This window comes from Microcoleus sp. PH2017_35_SFW_U_B (genome assembly GCF_020737865.1).
Classification (GTDB): domain Bacteria; phylum Cyanobacteriota; class Cyanobacteriia; order Cyanobacteriales; family Microcoleaceae; genus Microcoleus.
This window is the reverse complement of record NZ_JAEQDE010000138.1, coordinates 1-13,237: the sequence shown is the minus strand read 5'-3', so window position 1 is coordinate 13,237 and position 13,237 is coordinate 1. Positions and strand designations below refer to the sequence as shown.

The following is a 13,237-nucleotide window of genomic DNA, read 5'->3' as shown; positions in this document are numbered from 1 at the left end:
ACTTTCATCACACCGAACTCTTGCGACTCCAAGGCGGTAGTAACAACAAATGTAAAGCCGTCCTGAAAGGACGGGGTTTCAAACCCATTTTTCTGATGAAAGCATTTGTAGCAGGAGCGACAGGTCAGACTGGCCGCAGAATCGTCGCAGAATTAGTCAAGCGTGGCATTCCAGTGCGTGCCCTCGTCCGAAATCTAGAGACAGCGAGGCAGATTTTACCACCGGAGGCTGAGTTAGTTATTGGCGATGTATTAAATGCGACTTCTCTGGGCGATGCGATCGGCGATAGTACGGTGTTGCTGTGCGCGACGGGGGCGGCCCCGGGTTTTGACCCGACTGCGCCTTACAAGGTGGATTTGGAGGGTACTAAAAATTTGGTGGAGGCAGCTAAGGCTAAGGGAATTGAGCATTTTGTGCTGGTGACTTCTCTGTGCGTTTCTCAGTTTTTTCACCCGCTGAATCTGTTTTGGCTGATTCTGGTTTGGAAGAAGCAGGCGGAGGAATATTTGCAAAAATCCGGCTTGACTTATACGATCGTCCGTCCGGGCGGTCTCAAAAATGAGGATAATTCAGATGCGATCGTCATGACTGGCCCCGACACAATGTTTGAAAGCAGCATTCCCCGGACTAAGGTAGCTCAAGTCTGCGTGGAAGCGCTGTTTCAGCCGGCGTCTCGCAACAAGGTTGTGGAGATTGTGGCGAAGCCGGAGGCCCCGCAAAAGAGTTTTGAGGAGTTGTTTGCTGGCGTGGTTTGATTGAATTAGGACTGGTGCACTGGTTCCCAGAAACCGGGTTTTTTTACGAAAATACGCATTTACAGCCAACAATTTAGGTAAAAAACCCGGTTTCTTTAGTCCCTGGTAGCGAACAAAGTAACCGGGTTTTTTTACGGGTAAATCTAAAACTTGTACAGCGAAGTCGAAGTATCTAAAATCTAAAACTTGTACAGCGAAGTCGAAGAATCTCAAATCGGCTGACGCACCCGCGCCCAAGTCCCATCAGTACAAACCGCAGAGGAATTGCCAATTTTTCGATCGCCAAATCTGGCAAAATCTTAAGAGCTTGACAATCCGCCATTGAAATTTCCCCTTCCCCGCATGATGAAAACTCTCAAGTGGCCAGCTTGGTTCCCCTATCCGATTTCGTGGTTAAGGGCATTTGCTCTCGCTCAGAGTTTTAGTTTTGTCCTTCGCAGGGGCATTCCTTTCGCCAACGACGATATCGGCTTTCTGGCTCTGCTGCTGGCGGCTTGGCTGATTCAGTTACCTTTGTTCTTTGTCGCTCACTTTTTGGTCGTCAAAATCCTCAATCCCTTGCTGACTGTGCTGCCGGGCCGCTTTCGAGTGGCGCGCAAGTTCAAGCGGCGGCATACTGGAGTGCGATCGCACTTGCGAGAAGGGTTGAATGCTGTAGTAGTGATTTTTTTTGCATTCAATCTGGCGCTGTTGGTGCAAATGGCGATATATTATTGGCCAGCGCGATCGATCGATCCGGCGCAAATGCTCGCAGGAATCTCCACTCTCACAAATGTGGCGATCGCCGGTGAATTAGATTTCTGGCTGGTAAAATTGGCAGGAGCTTTATCGAGTTTAACGCTATTAGCCGCGCCGCTATACCAACACGATTTTCGCGTGCGGCGGATGCGGGCGGATCGAAAATTAGCCGAAATCGCCGAAATGGAAATGACTGCATTTGAAACCGAGAAACTGCGCCGCCGCCAAAAAAGTTTGCTGAGGCGATCGGAACTTCAAATTCTCGGATTTATAATTGTCATCGGCGCTGTAATTAGCTGCGCTGTTTTTTTGGTAGCAAATTTGCGGGGAAATCAGCAGTTTTCGCAGTCTGCGAGCGAGGTGAGAAAAATGCCACCGCTGGCTATGAAAACGGGCGATCCTTACATTCGAGCTTTGATGCGGACTATTTCTGCTAGCGAGTCCAATGTTTCTCGGCCTTATCACGTTGTTTACGGCGGAAAATATGTATTAGATTTGAGCCGTCATCCTGACTGGTGCGTGAAGATTGTTAACGGCCCGAATGTTGGCAAATGTACTACGGCTGCTGGTAGGTATCAATTTTTGACTTCAACTTGGAAAGATAAAGCGAAGCGCTATCATCCAAAGCCTGGTAATTTTGTATTGTGGCAAGATTACAGTTTTGAACCGGAATATCAAGATGCTGTGGTTTATGCTTGGTTGAGCGATCGCAAATTTTGGAAAGCCGATATTCCTGAGATGTTGCGGCAGGAAAGATTAACTGATGTTTTGCGAATGTTGTCGGGAACTTGGACGAGTTTGGGATATGGAATTGAGAACAATTCTATGAGTTCAAGTTTGCCGAAAGTCTACCAGAAAGTGCTGCGAGAAGAATTGGCAAATGCTGGTTCTTAGGGAGTTATATCAAATAAGTTCGTAGTGCGGACTTTAGTCCGCAGATTAGGACAGGTTCGTAGTGCGGACTTTAGTCCGCAGATTAGGACTAAATTCCTCACTACAGGTTCGTAGTGCGGACTTTAGTCCGCAGATTAGGACTAAATTTCTCACTACGAACCTGGTTTCCGCTGCTAATTTACCCTCGGTTTAGTGATATTTTTAAGAGCGAGGCAGAGCCTCTATGTATAGGTTCCAAGGCAGAGCCTAGGAACAAGTTAAATGACTAATGACTGATGACTAATGACTGATGACTAATGACTGATGACTTTGTAGCTGCGGGCGATCGGCTCAAACAAACACACTCTGTAACAAAAATTGGTTTGATCGTTCGGAATGCGAGTCCGCAGATGATTATTGTAGTCCCCACTAGAAACTTATCTTGCGGGCGATCGGCTTAAACAAACACTTTCTGTAACAAATTAATAAGATTTGCGATGGAGTTTGATAAGAGTTATGATACAGTTTAACTCGATCCCTGACTATCGTGAATAATTATTTCATGGTTTCATCCCTATTACCAATCCGAGTAACAATATAAATATTGAGCAAGCCCCGAGAAATTTGGAGGCTCTACGGATCAAATAAGGATACAGCTATGTTTTGCCTGAACCGAGAAACCAGACATTTAGGGCTAGTCGAAACCAGCAATAGGGAGATGCGAGGCTCTACAACCTCGGCTGCTAAAAATATCCGCAGAGTCCGATCGCGAGTGTATAAAGATGAGGCTTTAGTATCGGCCTCCCTGGCGGGACTTCCCGCTCTTTTAGCATCCCTAGAAAGCTTTCGCGAGTAGAGTTTGACAATTTCTCTTGTTGAACGTCGGGAGTTGACTTAGCTAATTATTGCCAGACTCCGGAAAAGATATTCTTGACTCCGATCGCAATTCTATTTAAGTCTTCTTTCAGCAGCGGCGGCCAAGAAACTCCTCTGGCCCGTCCTGCTTCAAATTGCAGCAAACTGTCTGCGGAGAGTAAATGGAGGGCCGAGATTAATTGGCGATCGAGCATTGGAGATTCTTGAAGCCCTTCAAACAATATTTTTAAAGCTAATAAAATCGATGTCACCTGTCCCGGTACGGGTGGCTGGCCTTCTTTGAGGCGCATCAGGAAGGCGTCGGGATTTTTCTTGGTTTCCAGGGCGGTTCCTTGGTCGATCAGAAAACTGCGGGCTGTTTTGTAATCCATTTGACGTGCGATCGAGTTCTTGCAATTAATCAGCAAATATTATATCATCTTTTGTCGCAGTATATTTGTTAATATAGCAGAATCAAGAATCAACAAGCAACTCGTAAGGCGCGCACTGTACAGCCGAAAGCTACTCGTGAAGTCCGCATTCTCATCTACCATACAAGCTCTCGGAAGGTTCGCATTGCACAGCCTACAGCTACTCTTGCTAGTTAGGGTTCAACAGTTGACAGTTGACAGTTGACAGTTGACAGTTTGAGAGCGACCTCTAGCTAGAAGGAAGAGGATTGGAGTAATGAATAGTCTGATTTTAATTTCTCCCTCACTCGTGAGAGGCTTTCAACCAATTATTTCTGGTAAGTTTTAGATAACGGAAAAATCAAACAATGGCAAAACGGCCGAAAAATAGCATCAACTCCCAGATTTATAGATACTGGTGGCTACTTTTGTTGTGTTTGAGCTTCCTGTTAGTTCCGGCTCTCAAAAAAATAGCCGTCGCCACCCCATTTCCCCCGCCCGCTCCTCTTGCAAATAATGCTAGTTTTGGAGCGGGAATTCAACGAACAATGGGGTTACTTGCAACCAGCACTCCCACAGAACGCCACCAAGTACGCATCCTATTTTACGGTCAATCCATCACTCAGCAAGATTGGTGGCAAGATGTAGTGCAGGACTTAAAAAAGCGATTTCCCGATGCAGATTTGATTGTGGAAAATCGCGCAATCGGAGGCTTTGCCTCGTCTATTTTAATCCGTCCCAGCGAACATGATTTGTATCCTTTTTATCCAGACTTGCTGATTTTCCACGTCTACGGAGGTGAGGAAGATTACGAAGCGATAATTGCCAATGTCCGCCGCCGCACTACTAGCGAAATACTCTTGCATTCAGACCACATAACCTGGATTCCGACAGGTAAAAACGACAATGAAAATGAAGTCAAAGGCTACGAATGGCACAACACTCATTCTACCAAATGGTTGCCTGAGTTGGCAAATAAATACGGCTGCGAAATCGCGGAAATCCGCGCACCTTGGCGCAGGTATCTGACAGACAATCGCTTGCAGCCAAAACAGCTATTGAGCGACAGCATTCACCTCAACGCTTGGGGGAATTTTCTGCTAGCTGCTCTCATTAAACCCTACCTGCGATACAACCCAAGTTCTCCTCAAACAGCGCAGCAGAATTTAGTCAAAACTTATACAGTGGGTACTGATGTTAAGTGGCAGGATGGCAAGTTAGTTTTGGAGTTTGAAGGAAATCGGATAGATGCGATCGCCGATCGAAGCTTCAACGGCAAGGCAATTTCTGCTAAAATTGCGATCGACGGCAAAAAACCCTCAGAATTTCCCGAACTTTACAGCATCACCAGACCCAGCATTACTCTCGGCGTCGGTTGGCCAGCAATCATCCAAGTATCCAATCAAAAACCGCTCATCGTCGAAGATTGGAAAGCTACAATCACTGAGATTAACAGCGATGCTACCAAGTTTAAATTTGACGTAGTAGGTTCTCAAACAGGTTACGACGGCAGCGGTACCAACGACAAAATGTTTGTTTCAAAATCGGGCCGCGTCGCGATCGAACCGAGAAACTGGTGGCTGCAAAATGCCTATGAATACTCGAAAAAGCCTACTCCGAAAGGCTTTGAGATTTCGTGGCAAGTTAAGCCGATGTTTGTTGATTCATACATTCCGCCACAAATTGCAGATTCAAGTCGCGAATATCCTACAACATTGGCTCAGAATTTGAGCAACTCCAAACACATCCTCGAAATCGTCCCCGAAACAGACGGGACAGTTCCTATTCAAGCAATTCGAGTTTATCGCCCTCCTTATATTCCGGCGCCATGAAGAAGGACTAAAGTCCTCACTACGAACTTAATTTATGTAGTTATTTCTTCAACCTGCGGAGGCAGGTTTCGTTTGTATAGACGCGGTTTCAACCGCCGAGTTTTCTGTATAGACGCGGTTTCAACCGCCGAGTTTTCTAACAACAATTACCCCCCGCTTCTCGTAATTCCCAACTCGTGAAACATCAACAGCGATAAAAAGAAATCCGCCACAAAAACAAACACCCAAGAAGTCACAACCGCCGCCGTTGCAGCTTGGCCTACCCCTTTCCCTCCGCCCGCCGTCGTCAACCCCCAACCGCAACCGACAAGCGCAATTATCAACCCAAAAATTACACTCTTAATTGCCACAGTTACTAAATCCCAAGGCCCCAAAAAAGTCCGCACCGATTCCAAAAATACCGAAGGTTCCAACTCATAAAAATTAACCGCCACAAACAACCCGCCCAAAATCCCCACCGCCACCGAAAAAATTGTTAAAATCGGCAACATGACACAGCAAGCTATCACCCTCGGGACTACCAAATAATCAACGGGATTTGTTCTCAACATATACAGGGCGTCTATTTGTTCCGTCACCTGCATTTCTCCTATCTCTGCGGCAAAGGCAGAACCTACTTGTCCCGCCACCACGCCCGCCGTTAAAACTGGTGCTAATTCGCGGCAAAATGCCACTGCAAAAGCACCTCCCACCGCCCCAACCGCCCCAAACCGAATCAATTCTCTCGCGGATTGAACAGTAAAAATCATGCCTGCAAAAAAGGCTATTAGCAGCACGGAGCGCAAAGAATCCAAGCCTACTGTTGTTAAATGTTCCATGATTTTGCGGCGGTCAATTTTGCCTTGGAGTAGGCGCAGCAAGACTTGGCCACCTAGGAACAGCGTCACTAAAAAACGCTGAAACCACCTGTTCTTGAAGGTTTCATCTAAATGTCGATCGCGCTTTTGGTAATTTTTAACCAATGACTGACTGCTGGCGATTAATTGCAAATACGGCGAAGCACTGCCACTACTGAGATTTTCGCCAATTGTACAGCAATTATTGCACAATTTGTCAACATATAGCGGTTATCACAAAAATGAGGTACGTTGTTGGGCTTTAGCCCCCTAAGTTTAGTAGTTATATGAGCTGTCTGTTATACCTCATCTTTTTGAGAAAGGCTATATATTTTTTAAGTCTGCCAGCCCTGCGGTTGGTAACTTATACAAAAGGTATGCAGTTGCACAAAGCGCGCTCTTTATAATATAAGCTAAGAGCGCTGAAGCGCAACTACGTACCAAAGAATTAATTTCTATTGATTACTCGGCAAGCAACAAGTCGATAAACTTATCCAACTCTTCATTATACTTTTGGGCTTGCTCCTTGCCAATTCTCACCAGAGTTGATATTTTCTCTGCCGAGGCATCATCAATCGGCAGTCGTGGTTCGTGGCTTAAATCTGGAGAAATTCTCAAATATTGATTGGGTTTGTCAATGGCATCAAAAATTTGGATAATTTGATAATCTATAGTTTCAGCAACTCCCGTCATCATGATATTAATCAAAGGCTGAACCCACTCAATTTTACCCCAATTTTTCACTTCCTCGTAGGGGAATTTTTTCTGAGCTTGTCCCGTCCCCAGCGATAAAATTACCATATCTTTTGCTGTCGGGCCTTTGTCGGAGCGAGTCTCGGGAATTCTTAATTTATTTCTCACTTCGGCATAGGCACAAAGTGCGGGATTGTTGGCGAATACTCCTCCGTCAATTAAAGCATAGGATTCGTTTGTCAAAGAGTAGATTTTGGGAAGTTCAAAGTAAGAGGGAGCAGCAGATGTGGCTCTGGCGATATCTCTGAGAAAATAGTCTGCTGCTGGATATTTTTTAGCATCTATTTGATTGAAAAAATGAGCTTTTCTCCTTTCGACATCGTAACTGGAAATTAAACAAGGTTTCAGGAGTTGGCTGAGTTTGCAATCTTTGAAGTTTTGCCAACAGAATTTTTCTAACGCATCGCTCGGATATTTCTCATCTATCAAACCGTCTAGAGATTCGAGTGTTTTCAAAAATGAACTTTGAAAAAAGTCGATGCCACTATCGATCGAAAAATTAACCGCGTCTTGGGCAGTCCACTGAGGCCTGCTGGAATTTTTTGCATCCGGAAACAAATAGAGACAGGTTAAAATTCCTCCCGCACTCGTGCCGGCGATTAAATCAAAATAGTCAGCTATTCTGGCATCTGAGTTGCCGCTTTTTTGTTGTAGCTTTGACTCTAGGGTGACTCCAATTTGCGCGGGGATAATCCCTCTAATTCCGCCTCCATCTATCGATAAAACTCGGGTATATTTAGCCATGTTTTTGCCTTTTCTCGATATTTGCTAGTTCGTTACCAGAAAGAATTGGTTGAAAGCCCCAAGCCCGGGAGAAATTAAAATCAGACTATTCATTACTCCAATCCTCGGACTTAAGCGTAGAGGTCGCTGTCAACTGTCAACTGTCAACTGTCAACTGAATGAAAGTCCCGGACTAAAAAACTGGTTGGACGCGATATTTAGTGGCAAGCTGCGCCTCTGCACGCCCTAGAAATATTAGATTTTGCGTCCGAGACTGGCCCAATCTAACATCTCAAATTTAAGTTTAATTGGCTGGCTGCGAGGGTGTAGCGAAAAATATATTCTACAATTTCTACATAATTGTAGGCGGCGGCGGTTGAGTCTGCCCAGACTGTGATGCCGTGATCGCGAATTAACAACGCGGGTACAGAGGGTACACAAACGGCGAAATATTCACAAATTTCCTTGGCTATTTTAGGCACTTCTAAATAATTTGCAAATAGGGGTATCGCCACCTGTGGGTTTTCCTCCCACACCCCCAAACCTTTCAGCATTTCGATCGCAGGTAAAGGCACTGAATCATCTGCTGTTAGCCGAGAAACTAAATTTGCCTCGATTGAGTGTACGTGATAGCAAGCTTTAGCGCCTGGAAAACAATCGTAAACGGCTAAGTGAATGCTGGTTTCGGCGGAAGGGCGGCTGTCTGGAACGGGTTGTTCGACGATCGCGCCTTCGGAGCTCATTCTGATAAAATCTGAAGGGGTTAACTGCCCTTTCTGGCGGCCGCTAGCAGTAATCCAAAAACTGCCGTCTGGTAAGCGGGCTGAAAGATTGCCAGCAGTCCCAGCCATCCAACCGCGATCGTAAAAATGTTTGGCTGCTACAATTAAATCCGATCTCACATCCTCACTCATTCTCTACTAATCCTCAGTTTTTTATCTACCTTTTACGTTAATAGGAATTGTGCTGGCATATCTAAGTGCAGGGTGTGCAACGCGCACTTTACCAATAGACAAGATTGCATAAGTCTTCGATCGATCCTTCAACCGCAGATGTCAGACAGATAAACACAGATAAACGCAGATAATTTCAGGGTGTTTTCCGATTTTTGCAATTCAAGTCTAATACACATACCGCAGCCCTATGCCCCATGCCCCATGCCCCATGCCCCATGCCCCATGCCCCATGCCCCATGCCCCATGCCCCATGCCCCATGCCCCATGCCCCATGCCCCATGCCCTATGCCCTATGCCCTGTTTGGCCAATAGTTTAGTTGCAATTCCATTGCTGGGATAAATTTTCCAACACGTCAAAAAAATTATCCCATTTAGTATACGGCTTTTGCTGTTCGTCTAGATATTCGGCAAGCCGATCGCGCGCAAACACCGAGTTCGCCTGCAAAGCCATGTTAAAATCCGTCAGCGAATCTCCGATGGCCACCTGTTCCTGGGCTGGGTGCTGCGCCATCACTCGCACCTTAGATACCAATTCTGTATCTCCTTCAAACTCAGAATTGACTTGCAAGTGAGGGCCGCTAGCGTCCACATCTACAGCATAAATTGCGATCGCCCGGTGTGCCAAATCACCCATAACCGTCTCTACCATAACCCGCAGGCCGCCCGAAACGATCGCAAAATCCACCCTTTGCGCGTCCAAAAAATCCAGCAATTCCACCAATCCCGGCCGCATCAGTTGTCCCCTAGAAAATTCCACAATTTCCCCATAACATTCCGAGGGAATAGACTCTAGTAACTGCCGCACTCCCGAGCGCAAACTGATCCTTCTCGCGTACATTTCCGGCATCAGTTGAGACGACAATTCCGGTGCAAAATGCTTGAGCATTGCCACAAAAGTTTCTTCAACAGTTATCGTGCCGTCAAAGTCGCAGAATACCACCCGTTGCTGATTGTTCGGGATTGGAGATTTTTGCTTGTCCGACATCATTCGCACCATTCGAGAACGAGAAAAGTTTACAAAACTCATCGTACACCGAAGAAGCAAGAAGCAAGAAGAAAACAGCCATACTATAATAGCTAAGTGCTGTTAGCAATCACCCGCAGGATTTTATGCAGATTCTTCGAGATCGTCATCGAGAGAATCGTCGAAATCTTCATCGAGATCGTCTTCGAGATCGTCTTCGAGGAATGCTTCTACATCCTGCTTTTGATTTTTTGTCTTTTGGGGAGTAGCCTTAGCAGGCAAACAGATTAAATTATCATCCTCAGTATTAATCAAACCTTTCGATCGCAATTTGCCCATCAGCCGCGTCACCGTTACCCGCGTCGAGCCGATGGCGCTGCCAATTTGAGCGTGAGTCAAGGCCCAAGGCAGCCGATAGCCCCGAACCACATCCGGTTCTCCCTCACCTACGTAGGGTTCGCCGAACTCTTCGATCAACAAAGTGAGAAAACCCAGCAATCTGTCGATCGTCCGGCGCTGTCCCAAAGTGCTGAGCCAGAGAAGCTTTCGCTGGTGCTGGTAGCGAAACGCATCCAAAATTTCCCGGCGGAAGTGAGGCCAATTATCCAAATCGTGCCAGTACATCCACACTACGTGAGTGTGATCGGCGTGGGCGTAAGCTTGGAGCGTAAAGGGAGACTGAGCAACCAGTTCAAAGGGCTGACCGGCGCCGACGAAGCCCAAAAAAGCTTCTTCTGTAGTTTTGGAAACGGATTTGGACTTTGTTGCAGCGGCGCTAACTTGAGCGCTACCGACGAGCCGCACAGAACCTTTCTGGACTAAATAGAGCAGTCCGGGTCTGGCGGGAATCTTCTCGTCTTTGCTAAAAGTCCGGCAGCGGTAGTGTTCCTGGGCCCAGTCGATAATTCGCTGCCAGGTGATAAACGGTCGATCGATCGTTTCTAGAGGTGTGGAAGTTGATTGCATAAGTGAGGCTCTGGGATATATTTAGTTAGTGAGAAAAACAGCTTTTGCCTGCATTGCGATACTAAGTGAGACAACCAACCCCCCATTGAGCTGACACGCTTCTTAACTGTGCTGACTCTTCTCAGTTTCACCTAAAAACTCAATGTAGCAAAAAATACATGAAAATGGTAGAATTCGGCAATGAGTCGATCGTAAATTATTGTATATTTACCCCAAAAATCGCTAGAAAGCCCATTCCTTCGATGTGAACTCGCCCGGGCGAGCCGATCGACTACCTTTGACATCAGCAGTTTAACGTACAAAGATAGCGCAAGTGGTAACAGTCTCTAGGCACTTTTACTGCAAGAATAGCCGATATGGATACATTAAATATATCCCAGTGCCCGGAAGTTACAGTGAAGTGTTTTTTGCTCTTAAGGTTTCTCTTCGCGATCGAAGAGCAAGGCACAACGAGCGAAATTCCGTTAAATCGGGCTAAAAATAGGGAGCGGGTGGTGTACGTGTCTGCGATCGCCCTGAAATGGGCTGCAACTTGGGACCAGACACCGCAGGCGATCGCCGCACAGTTGGCTGAAATTCTCAAGCCGCTGTGTTGTCCAGATTTCGCCGTTCAAGTCGCACCGTCAGGAATAATTGAGCTAGAGCTGACTGATGCGGGTTTAGCTTTCTGGTTGCAGCGATTAGCTCAAATTCCCCTCCCTGTTCCAGAATATCGCACTTTATCTCCTGTTATATCCGCCGATCGGCTGTTTCCGATTCAGTACAGCCACGCACGCTGCTGTTCCCTGCTGCGAATGGCCGATCGCGATCGGTTAATTGCGATCGCACAGCCGGATGTCACCACAGCGCCGCAAATTTGGTCGCTGGCGGCCCCAAATCCTATTCCTTGGGTTGACGAGGGCGATCGTCGGCTGCTATTAGTAGCTCCAGCAGAACGCAGTTTAATTTCGGAACTGATCGCAGTGCTAGACTGTTTAGCTCCGGTTTTTGAGGCAAATCAACCCGAAAAACCTGTTAATTATTTCAAATTAGCCAATAGTTTGAGCGCTGCATTTCAGACTTTTTACAGCCAGTGCCGAATTTGGGGCGAAGTCAAAACAGAACAGCCAAAACTCGCCCAAGCCCGATTGGGTTTAATATTGGCAACTCAATCCTTGCTGCGGTTTATCCTAGAAGAGCTATTAAATGCCATTGCTCCTATAGAACTTTGATTGCACTCATAAAAAATGTTTGTAGTGAGGACTTTAGTCCTCATAAAAGTTAGGGGACTAAAGTCCTTACTACAAACCATTTGAAAACTAGCGCTACTGCGATCGCCGGATGGACTAGCGCGATTACATCTGCGATTTCCATACTGAATATCTCAAGATCGTGCCTGCATCTAGTTTAAGGCGTTGCAGGCGACAGTTGCTCTTCTTCCAGTTTTGCGAGCGGCAGCGTTACGGTAAATTTACTACCGACATCTTCTTCACTGCTCAACGCAATTTCGACGCCGTGCAAGTCCACACATTTTTTAACAATGCTCAGCCCCAGTCCTGTACCGGGAATTATACCGACATTTTTCGCACGAAAAAATGAATCAAACAGCCGTTCTTGGTCTGCCAAAGGTATGCCAATTCCGGCATCTTGCACCTAAAAAACAGCCTCGGTTTCAGTTAGTTTTAATTCAAAAACTACTTCGGTATTCGGAGGAGAATACTTAATAGCATTAGACAGCAAATTGCTGAGAATGCGCCGCAGCAAGCTAGCCTCCAAACAGGCAATCGCCGATTGACACTGATTCACAAAAATCAGCGTCACCGGATCGTTTTGAGGTTTCAACTTCAGGCTGTTCTGAAATTCCGATACCAACTCTTTACAAAACTTTGCCAAGTCTAGCGGTAGCAAACAAAGCGCCATTTTTCCTGACTCAGCTCGACCCAGCAGCAGAACATCATTAATCAAGATCACCGTGACTCCCATATTCTTGAGATACTTGCACAAAGCGTGCAAATTATTCACCAAATCTTGCCCGCGCATCGAAATCTGATAGCCATAAATACTGTCAATCATCACAATCCGCGTCTTTTCCTGTTCCACCTCTTGGCGTACCATACTCGCAAACTGATCCGGCGAATACAGCAAAGGTTCCACAGGTATCACCTAAAGACTTCCTTGTGCCATCATCGCCCCAACCGGGATGTTAACCGATTCGCAGCGGCGCAGCAGAGTAGAAATTGACAGCTTGGACTCGATCGATAATCTTTTGTGTAGTCGGTTCTCGTTCCACCTCCGACGGCGAGAAAATGTCGTAGGTTTGAACTTCGGTAAAAAATTCTGAGGAGGGGCTCAAATCGAGGAAGGCCATCGCCTCCATGTCAAAACCGAGAGTTTCGGCATTGGCGCGCAATTGCGCTTCCGGTTCTCCTAAAGTAATAAACAGGGGCGTTTCTCCCACAGCCACACCTGCGGCCAAAAAGTGAAAGCCCAGGGTTAGGAACTGTAACTTAATTTATGGACAAAGCTACCCATCCTTGACTATTTGGGTAGCTTTGTCCGCAACTCGGGCGATCGCACGAGACTATTTGCCCCTGGTT

Annotated in this window: 16 protein-coding genes; 6 read left to right on the top strand and 10 right to left on the bottom strand. The window is 46.4% G+C overall.

All coding sequences use genetic code 11. The annotated features are described in order from the left end of the window. The first annotated feature begins 95 nt into the window (after positions 1–95). Positions 96–755 carry an NAD(P)H-binding protein gene (locus JGK36_RS30825; protein ID WP_293199012.1) on the top strand — a complete coding sequence of 220 codons (660 nt, stop codon included), beginning with the start codon at positions 96–98 and terminating at the stop codon, positions 753–755. Between the two features lie 172 nt (positions 756–927). Here the strand turns inward: JGK36_RS30825 and JGK36_RS30820 are convergent, their stop codons facing one another. Next, complete coding sequence (locus JGK36_RS30820) at positions 928–1,077, bottom strand: hypothetical protein (protein WP_293184545.1); 150 nt, start codon at positions 1,075–1,077, stop codon at positions 928–930. A gap of 605 nt (positions 1,078–1,682) precedes the next feature. Between JGK36_RS30820 and JGK36_RS30815 the strand changes: the two genes are divergently transcribed. The 3 genes from JGK36_RS30815 to JGK36_RS30805 all read left to right on the top strand — a co-directional run bounded on the left by JGK36_RS30815 (position 1,683) and on the right by JGK36_RS30805 (position 3,222). Then, positions 1,683–2,387, top strand: a complete 705-nt coding sequence (locus JGK36_RS30815) for a glycoside hydrolase family protein (RefSeq protein ID WP_293184574.1) — start codon at positions 1,683–1,685, stop codon at positions 2,385–2,387. 296 nt (positions 2,388–2,683) lie between these two features. Next, positions 2,684–2,827: a hypothetical protein gene (locus JGK36_RS30810; RefSeq protein ID WP_293199010.1), complete on the top strand. Its 144-nt coding sequence runs from the start codon at positions 2,684–2,686 to the stop codon at positions 2,825–2,827. Positions 2,828–3,024: 197 nt separating this feature from the next. Further along, positions 3,025–3,222 carry a hypothetical protein gene (locus JGK36_RS30805; RefSeq protein WP_293184548.1) on the top strand — a complete coding sequence of 66 codons (198 nt, stop codon included), beginning with the start codon at positions 3,025–3,027 and terminating at the stop codon, positions 3,220–3,222. 46 nt (positions 3,223–3,268) lie between these two features. On the opposite strand, the gene JGK36_RS30800 is transcribed toward JGK36_RS30805, so the two are convergent. Beyond that, positions 3,269–3,613: a Dethiobiotin synthetase gene (locus JGK36_RS30800; RefSeq protein ID WP_293184551.1), complete on the bottom strand. Its 345-nt coding sequence runs from the start codon at positions 3,611–3,613 to the stop codon at positions 3,269–3,271. Positions 3,614–3,999: 386 nt separating this feature from the next. Here JGK36_RS30800 and JGK36_RS30795 point away from each other — a divergent pair, with 386 nt between their 5' ends. Continuing rightward, positions 4,000–5,463, top strand: coding sequence for an SGNH/GDSL hydrolase family protein (locus JGK36_RS30795; RefSeq protein WP_293184553.1), 1,464 nt, complete (start codon positions 4,000–4,002; stop codon positions 5,461–5,463). Between the two features lie 146 nt (positions 5,464–5,609). On the opposite strand, the gene JGK36_RS30790 is transcribed toward JGK36_RS30795, so the two are convergent. The 5 genes from JGK36_RS30790 to JGK36_RS30770 form a co-directional block, all read right to left on the bottom strand. Then, entirely contained in the window at positions 5,610–6,425 is an 816-nt protein-coding gene (locus tag JGK36_RS30790; RefSeq protein WP_293199014.1) for an MlaE family lipid ABC transporter permease subunit, read from the bottom strand. Positions 6,426–6,761: 336 nt separating this feature from the next. Continuing rightward, the gene (locus tag JGK36_RS30785) at positions 6,762–7,796 is read right to left on the bottom strand and encodes a patatin-like phospholipase family protein (RefSeq protein ID WP_293192764.1); all 1,035 of its coding nucleotides are present in this window, start codon (positions 7,794–7,796) and stop codon (positions 6,762–6,764) included. 263 nt (positions 7,797–8,059) lie between these two features. Continuing rightward, positions 8,060–8,689, bottom strand: coding sequence for a methylthioribulose 1-phosphate dehydratase (gene mtnB, locus JGK36_RS30780; protein ID WP_293184558.1), 630 nt, complete (start codon positions 8,687–8,689; stop codon positions 8,060–8,062). Between the two features lie 355 nt (positions 8,690–9,044). Continuing rightward, complete coding sequence (locus tag JGK36_RS30775) at positions 9,045–9,617, bottom strand: haloacid dehalogenase-like hydrolase (RefSeq protein WP_293184578.1); 573 nt, start codon at positions 9,615–9,617, stop codon at positions 9,045–9,047. Positions 9,618–9,839: 222 nt separating this feature from the next. Beyond that, entirely contained in the window at positions 9,840–10,661 is an 822-nt protein-coding gene (locus tag JGK36_RS30770; RefSeq protein ID WP_293184560.1) for a Crp/Fnr family transcriptional regulator, read from the bottom strand. A gap of 356 nt (positions 10,662–11,017) precedes the next feature. Between JGK36_RS30770 and JGK36_RS30765 the strand changes: the two genes are divergently transcribed. After that, positions 11,018–11,872, top strand: a complete 855-nt coding sequence (locus JGK36_RS30765; protein ID WP_293192761.1) for a DALR anticodon-binding domain-containing protein — start codon at positions 11,018–11,020, stop codon at positions 11,870–11,872. 175 nt (positions 11,873–12,047) lie between these two features. Here the strand turns inward: JGK36_RS30765 and JGK36_RS30760 are convergent, their stop codons facing one another. The 3 genes from JGK36_RS30760 to JGK36_RS30750 form a co-directional block, all read right to left on the bottom strand. Continuing rightward, positions 12,048–12,293, bottom strand: coding sequence for a sensor histidine kinase KdpD (locus JGK36_RS30760; protein WP_293184566.1), 246 nt, complete (start codon positions 12,291–12,293; stop codon positions 12,048–12,050). Next, the gene (locus JGK36_RS30755) at positions 12,294–12,755 is read right to left on the bottom strand and encodes a hypothetical protein (protein ID WP_293184568.1); all 462 of its coding nucleotides are present in this window, start codon (positions 12,753–12,755) and stop codon (positions 12,294–12,296) included. An 88-nt stretch (positions 12,756–12,843) separates the two neighbouring features. Next, complete coding sequence (locus JGK36_RS30750; protein ID WP_293184570.1) at positions 12,844–13,098, bottom strand: hypothetical protein; 255 nt, start codon at positions 13,096–13,098, stop codon at positions 12,844–12,846. Positions 13,099–13,237 lie beyond the last annotated feature (139 nt).

Bases quoted from the DNA above. Each gene is read 5' to 3' on its own strand.
- JGK36_RS30825 (WP_293199012.1), top strand. From the start codon at position 96: ATGAAAGCATTTGTAGCAGGAGCGACAGGTCAGACTGGCCGCAGAATC.
- JGK36_RS30820 (WP_293184545.1), bottom strand. From the start codon at position 1,077: ATGGCGGATTGTCAAGCTCTTAAGATTTTGCCAGATTTGGCGATCGAA.
- JGK36_RS30815 (WP_293184574.1), top strand. From the start codon at position 1,683: ATGACTGCATTTGAAACCGAGAAACTGCGCCGCCGCCAAAAAAGTTTG.
- JGK36_RS30810 (WP_293199010.1), top strand. From the start codon at position 2,684: ATGACTGATGACTTTGTAGCTGCGGGCGATCGGCTCAAACAAACACAC.
- JGK36_RS30805 (WP_293184548.1), top strand. From the start codon at position 3,025: ATGTTTTGCCTGAACCGAGAAACCAGACATTTAGGGCTAGTCGAAACC.
- JGK36_RS30800 (WP_293184551.1), bottom strand. From the start codon at position 3,613: ATGGATTACAAAACAGCCCGCAGTTTTCTGATCGACCAAGGAACCGCC.
- JGK36_RS30795 (WP_293184553.1), top strand. From the start codon at position 4,000: ATGGCAAAACGGCCGAAAAATAGCATCAACTCCCAGATTTATAGATAC.
- JGK36_RS30785 (WP_293192764.1), bottom strand. From the start codon at position 7,796: ATGGCTAAATATACCCGAGTTTTATCGATAGATGGAGGCGGAATTAGA.
- mtnB (WP_293184558.1), bottom strand. From the start codon at position 8,689: ATGAGTGAGGATGTGAGATCGGATTTAATTGTAGCAGCCAAACATTTT.
- JGK36_RS30775 (WP_293184578.1), bottom strand. From the start codon at position 9,617: ATGCTCAAGCATTTTGCACCGGAATTGTCGTCTCAACTGATGCCGGAA.
- JGK36_RS30770 (WP_293184560.1), bottom strand. From the start codon at position 10,661: ATGCAATCAACTTCCACACCTCTAGAAACGATCGATCGACCGTTTATC.
- JGK36_RS30765 (WP_293192761.1), top strand. From the start codon at position 11,018: ATGGATACATTAAATATATCCCAGTGCCCGGAAGTTACAGTGAAGTGT.
- JGK36_RS30755 (WP_293184568.1), bottom strand. From the start codon at position 12,755: ATGGTACGCCAAGAGGTGGAACAGGAAAAGACGCGGATTGTGATGATT.